General features: G+C 53.0%; 14 protein-coding genes and 1 other RNA gene. 6 read left to right on the top strand and 9 right to left on the bottom strand.

The window, feature by feature from the left end; genetic code table 11:
• Positions 1 to 35: 35 nt before the first annotated feature.
• The 3 genes from EL216_RS11305 to EL216_RS07015 all read left to right on the top strand — a co-directional run bounded on the left by EL216_RS11305 (position 36) and on the right by EL216_RS07015 (position 3265).
• On the top strand, positions 36 to 191 hold the full coding sequence (locus EL216_RS11305) for a lipoprotein signal peptidase (RefSeq protein ID WP_232005225.1): 156 nt from the start codon (positions 36 to 38) through the stop codon (positions 189 to 191).
• 439 nt (positions 192 to 630) lie between these two features.
• On the top strand, positions 631 to 1635 hold the full coding sequence (gap, locus tag EL216_RS07020; RefSeq protein WP_054600346.1) for a type I glyceraldehyde-3-phosphate dehydrogenase: 1005 nt from the start codon (positions 631 to 633) through the stop codon (positions 1633 to 1635).
• A 355-nt stretch (positions 1636 to 1990) separates the two neighbouring features.
• Positions 1991 to 3265: a M48 family metallopeptidase gene (locus tag EL216_RS07015; protein ID WP_085390137.1), complete on the top strand. Its 1275-nt coding sequence runs from the start codon at positions 1991 to 1993 to the stop codon at positions 3263 to 3265.
• 76 nt (positions 3266 to 3341) lie between these two features.
• On the opposite strand, the gene rnpB is transcribed toward EL216_RS07015, so the two are convergent.
• The 3 genes from rnpB to EL216_RS07000 form a co-directional block, all read right to left on the bottom strand.
• Positions 3342 to 3702: RNase P RNA component class A (gene rnpB, locus EL216_RS07010), an RNA gene on the bottom strand.
• 127 nt (positions 3703 to 3829) lie between these two features.
• Entirely contained in the window at positions 3830 to 4696 is an 867-nt protein-coding gene (gene rsgA / locus EL216_RS07005; RefSeq protein ID WP_085389961.1) for a ribosome small subunit-dependent GTPase A, read from the bottom strand.
• Between the two features lie 115 nt (positions 4697 to 4811).
• A complete protein-coding gene (locus EL216_RS07000; protein ID WP_408633984.1) occupies positions 4812 to 5321 on the bottom strand; it encodes a hypothetical protein in 510 nt (169 codons plus the stop codon).
• Positions 5322 to 5568: 247 nt separating this feature from the next.
• Here EL216_RS07000 and EL216_RS06995 point away from each other — a divergent pair, with 247 nt between their 5' ends.
• The 3 genes from EL216_RS06995 to prfB all read left to right on the top strand — a co-directional run bounded on the left by EL216_RS06995 (position 5569) and on the right by prfB (position 8816).
• Complete coding sequence (locus tag EL216_RS06995; protein ID WP_085389962.1) at positions 5569 to 6744, top strand: phosphoglycerate kinase; 1176 nt, start codon at positions 5569 to 5571, stop codon at positions 6742 to 6744.
• Between the two features lie 122 nt (positions 6745 to 6866).
• A complete protein-coding gene (locus EL216_RS06990; RefSeq protein WP_085389963.1) occupies positions 6867 to 7598 on the top strand; it encodes an LOG family protein in 732 nt (243 codons plus the stop codon).
• Between the two features lie 113 nt (positions 7599 to 7711).
• Positions 7712 to 8816, top strand: a protein-coding gene (prfB, locus tag EL216_RS06985) for a peptide chain release factor 2 (protein WP_126300882.1) whose coding sequence is annotated in 2 segments (ribosomal slippage) — positions 7712 to 7792 and positions 7794 to 8816 — 1104 coding nt in all. Because the reading frame shifts where the segments join, the coding sequence is not laid out codon by codon here.
• 87 nt (positions 8817 to 8903) lie between these two features.
• Here the strand turns inward: prfB and dinG are convergent.
• From dinG to murA, 6 genes are all read right to left on the bottom strand, one after another.
• Positions 8904 to 11033 (bottom strand): ATP-dependent DNA helicase DinG, encoded by a 2130-nt coding sequence (gene dinG, locus EL216_RS06980; RefSeq protein WP_085389964.1) that lies wholly within the window; start codon positions 11031 to 11033, stop codon positions 8904 to 8906.
• Positions 11034 to 11218: 185 nt separating this feature from the next.
• Positions 11219 to 11698 carry a hypothetical protein gene (locus EL216_RS06975; protein ID WP_085389965.1) on the bottom strand — a complete coding sequence of 160 codons (480 nt, stop codon included), beginning with the start codon at positions 11696 to 11698 and terminating at the stop codon, positions 11219 to 11221.
• 232 nt (positions 11699 to 11930) lie between these two features.
• Complete coding sequence (locus EL216_RS06970; protein ID WP_085389966.1) at positions 11931 to 12818, bottom strand: DegV family protein; 888 nt, start codon at positions 12816 to 12818, stop codon at positions 11931 to 11933.
• Positions 12819 to 13002: 184 nt separating this feature from the next.
• Entirely contained in the window at positions 13003 to 13731 is a 729-nt protein-coding gene (gene truC / locus EL216_RS06965) for a tRNA pseudouridine(65) synthase TruC (RefSeq protein WP_085389967.1), read from the bottom strand.
• 141 nt (positions 13732 to 13872) lie between these two features.
• A complete protein-coding gene (gene udk / locus EL216_RS06960) occupies positions 13873 to 14523 on the bottom strand; it encodes a uridine kinase (RefSeq protein WP_085390139.1) in 651 nt (216 codons plus the stop codon).
• A 114-nt stretch (positions 14524 to 14637) separates the two neighbouring features.
• Entirely contained in the window at positions 14638 to 15888 is a 1251-nt protein-coding gene (murA, locus tag EL216_RS06955; protein ID WP_085389968.1) for a UDP-N-acetylglucosamine 1-carboxyvinyltransferase, read from the bottom strand.
• Positions 15889 to 15901: the final 13 nt, after the last annotated feature.

Genomic DNA, 15901 nt, shown 5'->3' with positions numbered 1-15901 from the left:
CCTCAACCAACGGGTATATCTGATCAGTATATCGTTTGAAACCTTTGCAAAACCCCCATCTGCGGCGCATTTCTGCGTTGTGCGCTGCTCGCTCGTTTGCCTATCTGTATGATATGTCTGCACTCGCTGTGCTGCTACGCCTTGAACTGCATCCGCATCTGGGGGTTTTGCAAAGGTCTCGGTTTGGATAATACGATAAAACACAACCACCAACATAATCTTTTTAATAGTATTTACTTATCGGCGGATTGGTTTTAAACGCTAAAGTAATAGATGCGGCGGCCGAAACGGCATGAAGTATGGGCTTACCGGATAAGTTGAAAGTTTATTTCATTTTTGCTACATATCGGCTAATGTTTAGAGCGCATCGTTTGATGCGTTTTTATTTTTTTAACTAGCTGTTTTTAAATTTTAAAACCGATTTTTCCTAATGTAAGTGCCTGAATGGTTTTATCATCTTTTTATTTTAAAATCATATATTAAATTATTCAGACGGCCTTTTGGGCCTTTTACTTAACTTAAATCAGATTTTATGTAGTTTTATGAAAATAATGCTATGAAGTAATTTTATTTCATGGTACAAATAAGGTATTGAAATCCATCCCTATCCGATTGCTAAGGAGCAGACAAATGAGCATTAAAGTAGCGATTAACGGTTTCGGCCGCATCGGCCGGCTGGCTTTGCGCCAAATCATCAAAACCGACGGTATCGAAGTAGTGGCGGTAAACGATTTAACGCCTGCCGATATGCTGCTGCACCTGTTCAAATACGATTCCACCCAAGGCCGTTTTCAAGGTAAAGCCGAATTAAAAGATGATGCGATTGTGGTAAACGGCAAAGAAATCAAAGTGTTTGCCGACCCCGATCCGGAAAACCTGCCTTGGGGCGAGTTGGGCATTGATGTGGTGCTGGAATGTACGGGCTTCTTCACAAAACAGGAAAAAGCCGAAAAACACATTAAAGCAGGCGCGAAAAAAGTGGTGATTTCCGCTCCCGGCGGCGATATGAAAACCGTGGTTTACGGTGTGAACGAACATGTTTTAGACGGCAGCGAAACCGTGATTTCCGCCGCTTCGTGCACCACCAACTGCTTGGCGCCGATGGCCGACGTGCTGCATAAAGAGTTCGGCATCGTAGAAGGCTTGATGACGACCATCCACGCCTACACCGGCGACCAAAACACCTTAGATGCGCCGCACCGCAAAGGCGACTTCCGCCGCGCCCGTGCCGCTGCATTGAACATCGTGCCGAACACGACCGGCGCGGCCAAAGCCATCGGCTTGGTGATTCCCGATCTGAAAGGCAAATTGGACGGCGCTGCGCAGCGCGTGCCCGTGGCTACCGGTTCGCTTACCGAATTGGTGTCTGTGTTGGAACGCCCCGTTACGGTTGAGGAAGTGAATGCGGCCATGAAAAAGGCTGCCAGCGATTATTATGCTTATAACGAAGACCCGATTGTGTCTTCAGACGTTATCGGCTTGGAAGCAGGCTCTCTGTTTGATGCGACCCAAACCAAAGTGATAACCGTAGGCGACAAACAGCTGGTGAAAACCGTGGCTTGGTACGACAACGAAATGTCTTATACCTGCCAACTGGTGCGTGTGTTGGCATATTTCGCCAAGCTGATCAAATAACCGGTTTACGCTTCACAAATTCAAAATAAAACTCAATATAACTCTGGCCGTCCGAAAAATATTTTTCAGACGGCCTTTTTTCAGGGTTTATATAAAAAAATCTGCTTCGGGTTGCCGACGGATTGATTTACAGGGATTTTTTTGCCGTTTTTGAAACCATCAGGCGAAAAAAATAGCCCTTGTGAAACAAGGGCCGGAATTCATTTGTTTTCCATAAAGGATAAACAGTTATGAAAAGTTGCTGTCTGGCATTATACTCACCACCTTGATAAAAGGCCAGTTTCAGACGGCCATGTGTTTATAATTGTGTGGTTTACGCTACAATGTTGTTGTTTTTAAAGATAATTTATTTGAAATGAATACAAATACCGTTTACGTGTCATTTTTGTTTTTCTTCACTTTCTCGACGGTTTTGCAACTTTACTTATCCGTGCGGCAAAGCCGTGCTGTATTGGCACACCGCCATGAAGTGCCGCGTGATTTTGCCGGTACGGTGTCGTTGGAAGAACATCAAAAAGCGGCGGATTACACTTTGGCCAAGCAGAGGTTAGCGCGTTACCATGTTTTGTTTGATGCGTTTTTGTTGTTGGTGTTCACTCTCGGCGGCGGTTTGAATTTACTGGCGGCATTGAGTATGAAGTTTTCAGACGGCCCTATCACACAGGGTGTGTTGTTGATTGCTCTGTTTGTAGTGGTAAACAATGTGCTTTCGTTGCCGTTTGACTGGTATGCCACATTTAAACTGGAAGCCCGTTTCGGTTTTAACCGCAGTACGGTGGCTACGTTTGTGGTCGATAACGTGAAAGCATTGCTGTTGGGTGCGGTAATCGGTGTGCCGTTGCTATATGCGGCGATTTATCTGATGGGTGTTACCGGTTCATTGTGGTGGATGTGGATATGGCTGTTGTGGCTGGCTTTTTCGTTTTTGCTGATGTGGGCATTTCCGAAGTGGATTGCACCGGTTTTCAATAAATTCGAGCCGATGCCCGAAGGTAGTTTGAAAATCCGTATCGAAAGCCTGTTGGAACGTACGGGGTTCAAAAGCAAAGGTATTTTTGTGATGGACGGCAGCAAACGTTCCGGCCACGGCAATGCTTACTTCACCGGTTTGGGCGACAACAAACGTATCGTGTTTTACGATACACTGCTGCAAGATATGCAGCCGGACGAAGTGGAAGCGGTGCTGGCGCATGAATTGGGTCATTTCAGGCGCAGGCATATCATCAAGCAGATGCTGGTTATGTTGGCTTTGGCTTTGGTGGTGCTGTTCATATTGGGTCAGTTGATGCCCGAAGCGGCGTTTTACCGCGGTTTGGGTGTGGTTTATCCCAGCCATGCGATGGCTTTGCTGTTGTTTCTGCTGGTGTTGCCGGTATTTACTTTTCCGTTTTCACCCTTACGCAGCCTGATGTCGCGCAGAAATGAATTTGAAGCCGACCGTTTTGCTGCGAAAACCGTATCGGTAAAGGATTTGATTACGGCTTTGACTAAACTTTACCGTAGCAATGCCGCTACTTTGGTGTCAGACAGATGGTATTCGTGCTTTTACGATTCCCATCCGAATGCGAGGGAACGGATAGCTGCTTTGAGGGCGTTGGAAAAAAATCAAAACCATGATAAGTCGCCGTAAGAAAGAAGCGGTGCGATACGGCAAGAAGCTTAGAGGCCGTCTGAAAATCTTTCAGACGGCCTCTTAATATTGGGAGCATACAGGCCGGACGATAAGCCGGGTTCTGTCGTCGGACAGTCATTCCTCTAGGCACACCATTGCTGATGCGCTCCAGCAACCTACCCGAACACTCGGCGAGCAGCGTCATGGTGTTCTGTTTGGTCTTGCTCCGAATGGGGTTTAGCCTGCTGCACCTTGTTACCAAGTGCACGGTGCGCTCTTACCGCACCTTTTCACCCTTACCTGTGCTGCCGAAGCAGCCATCGGCGGTATTGCTTTCTGTTCCACTTTCCGTCGCATTACTGCGCCCGGCCGTTAGCCGGCATTCTGCTCTTCGGAGCCCGGACTTTCCTCCCCGCATGCTTTAAGCAATGCGCAGCGACTGTCTGTCCGCCCTGTATGCGCAGTAGATTATAACATGGATGCGGGCGGTATCCGAACGGTGCGGCAACGGCGGAAAATAACCGAAGGCCGTCTGAAAAAAACTTTTCAGACGGCCTTCAGCTTATATGGAACGCAATATCATCAACGCAGCAGCTCGTCGGTAATTTTTTGCAGAAACGCCACCCTATCCCGCCGTACTTCTCCCGCTTCGGCTGCGTTTTTGACCGCACAGCCCGGTTCGGCGCGGTGGGTGCAGTTGTGGAAGCGGCATTGCCCCGCCAGATGGCGTAAATCGGGGAAATAATGCAGCAATCGGGCGGCATCGAGATGGAGCAGGCCGAATTCCTGCAAGCCCGGCGAATCGATTAACTGGGTTTCTTCATTTAAATCGTAAAGCTGGGCGTGGGTGGTAGTGTGTTTACCGGAATCGAGTGCAGTGGAAATATCGCCGACGCGGGCGGTTTGGCTGCCGAGCAAGGTATTGGTGAGGGTGGATTTGCCCATGCCGCTCTGCCCCAGAAAAATATTGGTATGGCCTTGCAAAACCGGTTTGAGCGGCTCGGCGTTATCGAGCGCGCTTACTTCCAAAACGGGATAACCGAGTGTTTCGTAAAATTTCAGTTTTTCGTGCCATGCGGCGGTTTCGGGCAGATCGGCTTTGTTCAGCACGATGACGGCGCGGATGTCGGCGGCTTCGGCGGCAAGCAGGGCGCGCTGGATGAAGGTTTCGCTGGGGCCGGGCACGGCGGCGGTAACGATTAAAAGCTGGTCGACGTTGGCGGCGATCAGCTTGGTTTTCCATGTGTCTTGGCGGTAGAGTAGGCTTTCTCGGGGCAGATAGTCTTCAATCACTGCCTGTTCGTTGTTGATCGGCGTGATGTGTACGTAATCGCCGCAGGCAAAATCGACACGTTTTTTGCGGGTGGTAGTGTCGTAGATGCGGCCGCTGCCGGTGCGGACGATGTAGCGTCTACCGTAGCTGGTGATGATTTGGGCGGTTTCGGGCATAGGGGAAAAGGGTTGGTGGCGGGAAAAGCCTATTCTACAAGATTTGATATGGAAAAGGCCGTCTGAAACGGAAGTTTTCAGACGGCCCCGATATTGCCTGCGGGTTAAGCGACGGTTAGACGTTACCTTTCAGCACGACACGGCTGTTCCAAGTACCGATATGGCATTCGTATTGGTCGCCGCCTACGGTTTTTTTGTCGAAATAGCTGACTAGGCGTACCGATTTGCTGTTATAGCGTTGGGCGGTGGACTGGAAGCGTTTTACCGCGCTCAGAAAAGCACGTTGGCAGGTTTCTTCCGGCGTTTTGCCTACGGCGTTGGCTATTTGGCGTGAAACGAGGGTTTTGCCGCCTACATTGCCGTAGCTCACGCGGATGTTGGGATTGAGCACTTGTTTGGCTTCGCTTGAATTCAATGCGGCGCGGGCGGAGCATAAGTAAGCGTCGTTTTTGCCTTTGTTGTTGATTTTACGGCCTTCGCCGATGCTTCGGCAGGCACTGCCGTTGGCGGCAGAAGCATGGGTATGTGCACCGTTTTCTTGTGCGGAAGGTGCAGTGTTGTTGGCGCAGGCGGAAAGGGCAAAAGCAGCGGCTCCTGCCAACAGCAATGTGGGGAAACGTTTGATTGTCATATTGATTCCTTTTAGGTTTCGGTTGCAACGGTAGCACTTACATTATACTGTTTTTTGTAAAGGTTTATAATGAAATGCCTAGCGGACCGGTGATGACGCGGACAACATTTCGGCATTTCTGCGTAATCCATTGTAATCATGACACAAATCAACAGTTGGGGCTGCGCGCCTTTACCGCTTTTTCCGCTTCCCGCATAATGCGGCCGATTGCTTTCATTTACTTCAGACAAGGAAACCGAACATGGCATTTTTGAAATTGACCGAACAAAACGTACAAGGCAAAACCGTATTGATCCGTGCCGATATGAACGTACCGTTTAAAGACGGTGCCATCAGCGACGACACCCGTATCCGCGCATCGCTCGCGTCGATTCAATATTGCTTGGACAACGGAGCGGCGGTGATTGTGATGTCGCACTTGGGCCGCCCCATCGAAGGCGAGTTCCACCCCGAAGACGACGTAGCGCCGGTTGCCGCCCACTTGGGCAAACTGTTGGGCAAAGAAGTGAAAGTGTTGAACGATTGGCGCGAAAACAAACCTGCGCTCAAAGCCGGTGAAATCGCCATGCTGCAAAACGTGCGCATCAACAAAGGCGAAAAGAAAAACGATTTGGAATTGGGCAAAGCTTATGCCGCGTTGTGCGACGTGTTTGTAAACGACGCATTCGGCACCGCCCACCGCGCCCAAGCCTCTACCGAAGCCGTAGCTCAAGCCGCGCCCGTGGCCTGTGCCGGTGTGTTGATGGCCGGCGAATTAGACGCTTTGGGCAAAGCCCTCAAAGAGCCCGCCCGCCCGCTGGCTGCGATTGTGGCCGGCAGCAAAGTATCGACCAAACTCACCATTCTCGAGAGCTTGGCCGACAAAGTTGACCAATTGATCGTCGGCGGCGGCATCGCCAACACCTTCCTGATGGCTGCGGGCAAACCCATCGGCAAATCGCTGGCCGAGCATGATTTGGTGGAAGAATCGAAAAAAATCATGGAAAAAATGGCGGCCAAAGGCGGCGTGGTTCCACTGCCGACCGACGTGGTAGTGGCCAAAGCGTTTGCCGCCGATGCCGAGGCAACGGTAAAAAATATCGACGATGTGGCCGAAGACGACATGATTCTCGACATCGGCCCGCAATCAGCCGCAGCCTTGGCCGAAGCCTTGAAAAAAGCCGGCACGGTGGTGTGGAACGGCCCCGTGGGCGTGTTTGAGTTCGACCAATTTGCCGGCGGCACAGAAGTGCTAGCCAAAGCAATTGCCGACAGCAGCGCCTTCTCGATTGCCGGCGGCGGCGACACTTTGGCGGCGATTGCCAAGTTCGGCATTACCGACCAAATCAGCTACATTTCCACCGGTGGCGGTGCGTTCCTTGAGTTTTTGGAAGGCAAAGAGCTGCCTGCCGTGGCGGTTTTGGGAAAACGCGCTTAAAAATGCTGAATCAACATAAAAAAGATTTCAGACGGCCTTTTTAACGACATGCACGGCTTGGTTTGGATATTCGCCATATTCGGTTAAAATATCGGATTTAAAACCAAAAATACCTTCTGTTTATGAATTTATACCGCAAGCTGCCCGTGCCGATTCTGCCTGAAAATATCCGCCGCGAAGTTCAGGCTAAAGAATCGTATCATGTGCTGAAGATTATTTCCGAGTTCGTCGAGGCAGGGGAAGAGTTACGTGCCATCCAGCCTGCCGTGAGTATTTACGGCAGTGCGCGTACACCGGTTGACAGTCCTGATTACCAGTTTACCGAACGCCTGTCGCGCAAACTTTCTGATGCCGGTTTTGCGGTAATTTCGGGCGGCGGGCCGGGCATTATGGAAGCGGCCAACAAAGGTGCGTTTGCCGGCAGAAGCCCCGCCGTAGGCTTGAATATCGTGTTGCCGCATGAGCAGACGGCAAACCCTTATCAAAACCTTTCGATTAAATTCCAGCATTTTTTCCCGCGTAAAGTGATGTTTGTGAAGCACGCCGTTGCCTATGTGGTGATGCCCGGCGGTTACGGCACGCTCGACGAACTGTTTGAAAGTCTCACGCTGGTGCAAACCGGCAAAACGCCCAGCCGCCCGATTATTTTGGTAGGCAAAGCATTCTGGCAGGGGCTGCTCGACTGGATACACCAACAACTGCACGGCAACAGCATGATTTCCGAAGAGGATTTGGATTTAATGAAAGTGATTGATGATGAAGACGAAATCATCGAACACATTTTCGCCCACTATGAAAAACGCGCCGACGGCTTGTGCGAACCGCAAGACAATACTTGGGAATTGGGTTTGTAGGCAGGCTGTCTGAAAACGGCTGCTGCCGCACATGGCGGCCGGAATTGAAATCCAGTAGAATACCTACAAACAAAATATTTCTAACCTTCAGATTTAAAAGAGAGAAAACCATGATAGAAGCAGAAGTAGTCAACCAATTGAATGCTGCGCTGGCCGACCTTGCCGAACGCAGCACCGACATTCGGGGGTATCTTTGACTACGACGGCAAAAAAGACCGTTTGGAAGAAGTAGTCGGCCTTTCCGAAGACCCCGATTTGTGGAACGACCCTAAAAAAGCCCAAGAAATCGGCAAAGAGCGCAAAGTGCTCGAAGGCATCGTGCTCACGCTCGACAACATCGCGGCCGGCATTGCCGACAACCGCGAGCTGTTGGAAATGGTGGTGGAAGAAAACGACGAAGACGGCTTTGCCGCCGTGCGGGAAGACATTGCCAACCTCGAAAAACAAATGGGCGAGCTGGAGTTCAAACGCATGTTTAACCAGCCGGCCGACGTAAACAACTGCTTTATCGATATTACTGCCGGTGCGGGAGGCACCGAAGCGGAAGATTGGGCGGGCATGCTCTACCGCATGTATCTGCGCTATGCCGAGCGTAAAGGCTTCAAAGTGGACGTGTTGGAAGAAGACGAAGGCGACATCGCCGGCATCAACCGCGCCACCATCAAGCTCGAAGGCGAATACGCCTACGGCCTTTTACGCACCGAAACCGGCATCCACCGTTTGGTTCGTTACTCGCCGTTCGATTCCAACAACAAACGCCACACTTCATTCTGCTCGGTATTCGTTTACCCCGAAGTGGACGACAGCTTTGAAGTGGAAATCAACCCTGCCGATCTGCGTATCGACACTTATCGCGCTTCCGGTGCGGGCGGCCAGCACATCAACAAAACCGATTCGGCCGTGCGGATTACCCACAACCCCACTGGCATCGTGGTGCAATGCCAAAACGACCGTTCTCAGCACCGCAACCGCGACGAAGCGATGAACATGCTCAAAGCCAAGCTGTTTGAATTGGAAATGCGCAAGCGCAACGAAGAAAAACAATCGCTCGAAGACAGCAAATCCGACGTAGGCTGGGGGCATCAAATCCGCTCGTATGTGTTCGACCAATCACGCATCAAAGATTTGCGTACTTCTTACGAAGTCGGCAACATCAAAGCCGTGATGGACGGCGATTTGGACGGCTTTATCGAAGCCAGCCTGAAACAGGGCGTTTAAACCGGCAGTAAGCTTGAGGCCGTCTGAAAACTTTGTTTTCAGACGGCCTCTTAGTATGCTTGTCTGGGCTGTTGTAATACGGCCGCCCTACCCTATCCGCTTAAACGGCGGCAGGCAGGCGAGCATTTGGCGGCCGTAGTTTTGGGTTTTGACGCGGTTGTCGAGTATGGTTACGCGGCCGTAGTCCTGCTCGGTGCGGATCAGCCGCCCGACGGCCTGCACCAGTTTGATGCTGGCTTCGGGCACGGTGATTTCGATAAACGGATTGCCGCCGCGCTGCTCGATCCAGCGGTTTTGGGTTTTTTCGATGGGGTTGTCGGGCATGGAGAACGGCAGTTTGGCGATGATGACCTGCACACAGGCTTCGCCGGGCAGGTCGAGTCCTTCGGCGAAGCTGTCCAAACCGAAAATGATGCTGGCGCGGCCGTCTGAAATGGCTTGGTAGTGTTTTTGCAGCAGCACGGCTTTGGGCAATTCGCCTTGCACGAGCAAAAGCGGCAGGTAGTCTTCGGGCAGGCGCAGGGCGACATCCTGCATTTGTTTACGCGAGGAAAACAGCACCAGCGTGCCGATGGCTTCGGCGGGCGAAATCAGCTTGGGCAGCCATTCGACGATGGCGGCGGTGTGTGCGGCGGGGTCTTTGGGGCTGGCGTGTACGGGCGGAATATACAATTCGCCTTGGGCGTCGAAATCAAACGGGCTTTGCAGGGCGAGCGTGGTGGTTTCGGGCAGCCATTGCAGGCCGGTTTGGCGCAGAATCAGGTTGAAGCTGCCGAGAGATTGCAGGGTAGCGGAGGTGAGCACAGCACCGGCGGCGCGCCGCCACAGGTTGTTGGCCAGATACGATGCGCTGCTGATGGGGCTGGCGTGGAAAAAGTAGTCGTTTTTGTCGTCGAGGCGGCGGGTTATCCATTTGGCCAGCGGCTCTTCGCCTTCGGCGGGCACGGTGGAAAGCAAATCCCATGTGGCGGTGATTTGTTCGATGCGGGCGCGGAATACGCCGAATTCGGTGCTCAGGCGGTCGATTTGCGCGCTGTTTTGGTCTTTGTCGCGGCGGGCGGCGGCCAAAGCGTCGTTGAGGCTGTTGATGTGTTTGTAGAGGCTGCGGGCGGTGATGGCGGTGTTGGACACGGCCAATTCCAACGCTTCGGGGATTTTGCCGTCTTGCCACAGCCACACCGATTCGTTGCTTTCAGACGGCCTCAATTCAGGCTCTTCGGATAAGTGGAACTGCCATTCGTGCAGGCTTTCGAGCAGCGCGGCGACGGCTTCGTCGGCAAGGTTCGCCAGCTCGGTTTTGTCGGTTAACGCGGCGATTTTGGCGATAACGGCGGGCAGTTTTTCCAACGCCCACACCGCTTGGTTCCACGAATGCTCGGCGGCAAACTGGCTCAGGGCTTTTTTGGGCAGGTGGTGCGCTTCGTCGATGCAGTAGAAGCTGTTTTCGGGAGCGGGCAGAATCACGCCGCCGCCCATGCTGATATCGACCATCAGCAAATCGTGGTTGGCCACGACGACATCAACGGTTTCCAGCGTGTCGCGGGCAAGGTAAAACGGGCACTCGGGGCGGTTGGGGCAGGCGGCTTTGAGGCAGCCGTAGTTGTCGTTGTTTACCTTCATCCAAACGGTGTCGTCGATTTTTTCCGGCCAAGTGTCGCGGTCGCCGTTGAAGCGGCGGGCGGAAAATTCGTCGGCGATGTCGCGCAGCAGCTTCAATTCTTCGGGCTTGGGTTTGCTGTCCCACAGTACGGCGGGGGCTTCGAAGCCGAGCAGGTTTTGCTGGGCGTTGCTTTGGGTGAGCTGGTAGAGTTTGTAGGGGCAGAGGTAGCGTCCGCGCCCTTTGGCAAGCGCGAAGGTTAATTCCAAGCCGCTTTGTTCCACCAAAAACGGCAAATCGCGGTCAACCAACTGCTCTTGCAGGGCAACGGTGGCGCTGCTCACAATCAGCCGCTTGCCACGCGTTTGCGCCATGATGCCGCCGGCCAAAAGATAAGCCAAACTTTTGCCCACGCCGGTCGGCCCTTCCACCACCACAATGCTCTCGCCTTCGCGTTTGGGCGCTTCTTCGCCTTCGGCGCGGGTTTGCGTGCGCGAAAAGGCGTTGGCAATGGCTGCAATCATCTCCCGCTGCGCGGCGCGCGGGCGGAAGTTGGGCAGGTTTTTACCGATGTTTTGGTAATGGTCGCGGATGGCGTTTTTTTCTAAATCGGTGAGCATTGAGGCCGTCTGAACATAGCTGGCAAGGGAAAGGAGTATTTTAACCGATTGCGGCGGGCGAGCCGAATCATTATGTTTGAAAACCGTGCTGCGGCCATTTTCTTCAACGGCCGGTTACATTGATGCGGAAAGGCCGTCTGAAAACCAACTTTTTCAGACAGCCCGGGGTTTGATTGCGGGTCGGTTTATCGGGATTCTTGCCCACCCAGCCATTTGGCGATGTCTTTACCCAACACATTGGCGGTACGGTTCAACACGGCGCATGAGCCTTTGAAGCCGCCCATAAAACCGCCTCCCGAGTGGCGCGTCAGGCTTGTTTTGCGAACTACTTCGCCGTTTTCAATCAGTTCCGCGTAGATGGAAATGCTTTTCGAGTGGCCGATATAGGCACTGCCGGCACTTACGGCCGAATCGATTTCGATCTTGGCATAGGTGTGTTGGCCGCTTAAATCTTCAGCCGCGCGTACAACGGTAATGCCTTGTTTTGCGGCATTTTTAGCTACCGATTCGGACATAAATTCGCCGATTTTGGTGCATTCCGAAGTGATGCGGCGGTCGATGCGGCTTTCGTCCTGATACGGAATACTGTGTGCAATGTGGATTTCGGTTGCGGAGGCGGAAGCGGCGGCTAATGCTGCGGCCAGAAAGATAGTATGTTTTTTCATATTGTCTCCCTTAAAGTGTCGGATGGTATCTGCAACAACTTGCTTTATACCGGTTGTTCGGTGCAGGTTCGGTTGATGCCGTCTGAAAAACCGCTCGAACGGCGGAGTGTTTGAAACGGATAGGGTTTTACCCATGCAATGTTAAATATTATTTTCGGCAAACTTGCCGTGTGGCCGTTGGAAAAATTTTGTTTTAAGACGGCCTTTTGGTTCCGGCATAGATTGAAAACGCTTATGCCGGCAAACGTTCCACAATACCCACGCCGATGGCGTTTTCGCCTATATGCACGCCTACTGCGGGGGAAACCGGTTTGCCGCATTCCAAATGCAGGCCGGTTTTCTGATGGAGTTTTTGGGTAAACCGTTGATACATTTCGTGGTTGCCGCAATAGCTGCCGCATATCACCAAATCGGCGGGGTTGATGTCTTTAATGGTGTCGGCAACGGTTTCGATGAGGGAATCGATCATATCTTCGCTGTCCGGCACTGTGGTAACGCGCGAAACGCCGCTTTGCGAGAAACGCAATATGTTTTTCAACCCCAGCCAATCGTTGAAAGATGCTCCCAGCCGCTCCAACGTGCCGGTGCGGGTGAGTTGTTTTAAAGAATGCAAGCCGAACAGCACTTGGCAGCGCGGTTTGAGCTTTTCGAGGTATTCCACCACTTCTTCCGGCGTTTTGCCCTCTTTGAGCAGGCGCACGGCTTCAAAAGCGAAAAAACCTTCGGGCATGCAGATCATGCCGGTGTCGACAACATAGATTTTCAGATCGTGAACCATCTCTTCGGCAATTTCTTGGATAATCGCGGCGGTTTGGCTTACCTTGCCGCTCACGGTAGTAACGATTGCTTCGTGATAGCCTTGCGTTTTCAGATAGTTGAATGTGTTGCGCAATGATTCCGGCGACGGTGGCGAAGTGGATGCTTCTTCGGCGGGATGGGAAAGCAGCCATTCGTGAAATTCTTCCGGTTTCAAATCAAGCCAGTCGGCATATTCGCGCCCGTCCAGATGGACGGTGGGGCGCAAGATATGGATAGGGCTGTCGCGGTCGACCACATTGTCCAAGGCACTTGTGGATGTGGCTAAAACTGCGCAACGGTAAAAAGAATATGAATGCGACATTTTAACAATCCTTCAGGGCAGAACATCAAATAATCGGTTTAAAATGATGATAAGCGGTATTTTTAATTTTGTCTATGGCATTAAAGTCAGTGATTGAAACTGATTTGGCATAACCATTTGAATTCAAAGCCATCTGAACAAACCGGATTGTAAAAATGCTTGATGCGGCCGTCTGAAACCCTTGTCAGACGGCATCGTGCGGCCAACCGAATGCTTTCGCGAGCTTCTGCCACTGTTCGTCTGCACCGGCAACCAGCCGCACGGTGTTACTGCTTTCAAGGCATCGGAACGTTAGCGAACGTGCATGCAGCATCAGCCGCGTGGTGCCGGTGTTTGCGGCAACGGCACGGTTTTGGGCGGTATCGCCGTGGGTGGTGTCGCCCACAATCGGGTGGAAAATGTGTTTCATGTGGCGGCGGAGCTGGTGTTTGCGGCCGGTATGCGGTGTCAGCTCCACCCATGAATAGCGGGAAGTCGGATAACGGGCGGCGGATTGGAACGGCTGCTCGGTTTGGGCGAGGCAGCGGTAATCGGTAACGGCGGGTTGTGCGGGTTTGTCGGGGTCGGCAAACAGGTCGGCGATTTTATCGGCTTCTTCTTTGAGCGGATAGTCGATGCGCCCTGCTCCGTTCAGATAACCGCGCACCACCGCCCAATAAGTTTTCTGCACGGTTTGGGCGGCAAATTGCTGTGTGAGGCCGTGTGCGCTTTTGCTGTCGAGTGCGAACAGCAGCACGCCGGATGTCGGGCGGTCGAGGCGGTGGACGGGATACACATGGCGGCCTATCTGGTCGCGCAGGGTCTGCATGACAAACTGTGTTTCGCGGCTGTCGAGCCAGCTTCGGTGTACCAGCATGCCGGCGGGTTTGTTGACGGCGATGCAGTAGGCGTTGCGGTAGATGATTTCGAGCATGGTAAGGTGTGTTTTATGATGCGGCCGCGGTATGTATGGAGGCCGTCTGAAAACAAAAGGAGGCTTTCAGACGGCCTGTTGCTGTCGGAATACGGTTTCGGTTCGGTAACGGCTGTGCCGTTTGGCGGACGGCGGCCTGTATCAGCTTGACGTGTCGGAGGTTTCGTTTTCCTGTGCCAGAATCGAGCGGATTTTGGCGACCAGAATGTCTATGGCGACGTTATTCGGTTGTTCGCTTGGGATAATCATGTCGGCGTGACGTTTGGTAGGCTCGACGAATTGGTTGTGCATCGGCCGCACCTGCCCGATATATTGGTTGACAACCGATTCCACCGAACGCCCTCTTTCGGCCTGATCGCGTAACAGGCGGCGGATAAAGCGCAGGTCGGCGGCGGTATCGACAAACAGTTTGATGTCCATCAGGCTGCGCACTTTTTCATCATGCAGGGCCAGCACGCCTTCGACGATGATCACGTCGACGGGCTCTTGCCGTTTGGTGTGCGGTGCGCGGGTGTAGCTTTTGTAGTCGTATTGCGGCAGTTCCACCGTTTCGCGTTGCAGCAGCAGTTGCAGGTGCCGGTAAAGCAAGGCGTTGTCGAATGCGCCGGGGTGGTCGTAATTCTGGCGCAGCCTTTCTTCAAAAGGCATGGTGGCCTGATCGTTGTAGTAGTAATCTTGTTCGATAATGGTAATCGGATAGCCGCTGAATTGCTCGAACAATGCGCGTGCAACGGTGGTTTTGCCCGAACCGGAACCGCCGGCCACGCCGATGATGATGGGTTTTTTAAACATAACGCTCGGTTGCAGTAATGGTTTGTATAAACCGGATAACGGCATTATAGCCGAATGATTGAGGCCGTCTGAAATCATATTCAGACGGCCTGATGGTTGCTTGCAACGGCGGTTTTACGAAATACGCTCGATTTTCGCGCCCACTTTGCCGAGTTTGGTTTCGATATGCTCGTAACCGCGGTCGAGGTGGTAGATGCGTTCGACGATGGTTTCGCCGTCGGCCACCAAGCCCGCCATCACCAAGCTGGCGGAAGCGCGCAGGTCGGTGGCCATCACGGTGGCGCCGGACAATCTTTCCACGCCTTTCACAATCGCGGTATTGCCTTCGGCGGTAATGTTCGCGCCCATGCGGTTCAATTCAGGCACGTGCATGAAGCGGTTTTCAAAAATGGTTTCCACCACTTTGCCGTTGCCTTCGGCGATGGCGTTCATCACCATAAACTGCGCCTGCATGTCGGTGGGGAAACCCGGGTGCGGCATGGTGCGGATATCCACGGCTTTGGGGCGTTGCTGCATGTCGATGGAAATCCAGTCGTCGCCTGCTTCGATAACGGCACCGGCTTCCACCAGTTTATCCAGCACCACTTCCATGGTTTTCGGTGCAGCGTTGCGCAACACCACTTTGCCGCCGGTCATGGCGACGGCGCACAGGAAAGTGCCTGCTTCAATGCGGTCGGGCACGACGCTGTGCTCGCAGCCGTGCAATTCTTTCACGCCTTCGACGGTCATGGTCGGCGTGCCGATACCACTGATTTTCGCGCCCATTTTGACCAAGCATTCGGCCAAATCCACCACTTCGGGCTCGATGGCGCAATTTTCCAAAATGGTGGTGCCTTCGGCCAAAGTGGCGGCCATCAGCAGGTTTTCGGTGCCGCCCACGGTAACCACATCCATTACCACGCGCGCGCCTTTCAGACGGCCTTTGGCTTTCACGTAGCCGTGTTCGATGGTGATTTCCGCGCCCATCGCTTCCAAGCCTTTCAAGTGTTGGTCGACGGGGCGCGAACCGATGGCGCAGCCGCCGGGCAAACTCACTTGGGCTTCGCCGAAGCGTGCCAGCGTGGGGCCGAGCACCAGAATCGAAGCACGCATGGTTTTCACCAATTCATACGGGGCAACGGTGTTGTTGACCGTGCCGCCGTTGATTTCAAATTCGTGCACATTGTCGGTCAGCACGCGCGCTCCCATGCCTTGCAGCAGTTTTTGGGTGGTTTTCACGTCGCGCAGCATGGGTACGTTTTTCAGGCGCAAAGTACCTGCGGTAAGCAAGCCTGCGCACATCAGCGGCAGGGCGGCATTTTTAGCACCGGATACGGTGATTTCGCCGTTTAACGGGCCGTTGGCGGAGATTTTGAGTTTATCCACAGTCGTTCTTTCG

This window comes from Neisseria animaloris, from assembly GCF_900637855.1.
GTDB classification, from domain to species: Bacteria; Pseudomonadota; Gammaproteobacteria; order Burkholderiales; family Neisseriaceae; genus Neisseria; species Neisseria animaloris.
Note: the sequence above shows the minus strand (reverse complement) of the source record. Positions and strands in the feature narration are given on the sequence as shown.

Bases quoted from the DNA above. Each gene is read 5' to 3' on its own strand.
- EL216_RS06995 (WP_085389962.1), top strand. From the start codon at position 5,569: ATGGCATTTTTGAAATTGACCGAACAAAACGTACAAGGCAAAACCGTA.
- gap (WP_054600346.1), top strand. From the start codon at position 631: ATGAGCATTAAAGTAGCGATTAACGGTTTCGGCCGCATCGGCCGGCTG.
- truC (WP_085389967.1), bottom strand. From the start codon at position 13,731: ATGCTCGAAATCATCTACCGCAACGCCTACTGCATCGCCGTCAACAAA.
- EL216_RS07015 (WP_085390137.1), top strand. From the start codon at position 1,991: ATGAATACAAATACCGTTTACGTGTCATTTTTGTTTTTCTTCACTTTC.
- dinG (WP_085389964.1), bottom strand. From the start codon at position 11,033: ATGCTCACCGATTTAGAAAAAAACGCCATCCGCGACCATTACCAAAAC.
- rsgA (WP_085389961.1), bottom strand. From the start codon at position 4,696: ATGCCCGAAACCGCCCAAATCATCACCAGCTACGGTAGACGCTACATC.
- EL216_RS06990 (WP_085389963.1), top strand. From the start codon at position 6,867: ATGAATTTATACCGCAAGCTGCCCGTGCCGATTCTGCCTGAAAATATC.
- udk (WP_085390139.1), bottom strand. From the start codon at position 14,523: ATGTTTAAAAAACCCATCATCATCGGCGTGGCCGGCGGTTCCGGTTCG.
- EL216_RS06975 (WP_085389965.1), bottom strand. From the start codon at position 11,698: ATGAAAAAACATACTATCTTTCTGGCCGCAGCATTAGCCGCCGCTTCC.
- EL216_RS06970 (WP_085389966.1), bottom strand. From the start codon at position 12,818: ATGTCGCATTCATATTCTTTTTACCGTTGCGCAGTTTTAGCCACATCC.